This window comes from Psychrobacter sp. CAL346-MNA-CIBAN-0220 (assembly GCF_040309805.1).
Lineage (GTDB): Bacteria > Pseudomonadota > Gammaproteobacteria > Pseudomonadales > Moraxellaceae > Psychrobacter.
This window is the reverse complement of the sequence record NZ_JBEOPF010000713.1, coordinates 1-237: the sequence shown is the minus strand read 5'-3', so window position 1 is coordinate 237 and position 237 is coordinate 1. Positions and strand designations below refer to the sequence as shown.

General features: G+C 41.4%; 1 protein-coding gene. It reads right to left on the bottom strand.

All coding sequences use genetic code 11. The features are described 5' to 3' along the window. The coding region (gene bcsG / locus AAEY88_RS15430) for a cellulose biosynthesis protein BcsG (RefSeq protein WP_350563795.1) at positions 1–237 on the bottom strand (237 nt) is incomplete at both ends.

Below are 237 nucleotides of genomic sequence, written 5' to 3'. Positions count from 1 at the left end.
ATACGAGGCAAGTCAGGACCTATAAACTTAATTGCCGCTGGCACTGTTACTATTGAAGGGCTTGGTATTTCGCGCAGCCCTGCAAATTGTACTTTGTCGCCTTGCAGTGCAGCGCCATGCTCTGGCACTAACATTAGCATCACGTTGCGGCCGCGTTTTTCTAAGTTTTTAATAAACTGATTAATATCTGAAAATAAATTTTGTTGTCTAACAGGATAACTTTCATCACTATTCATG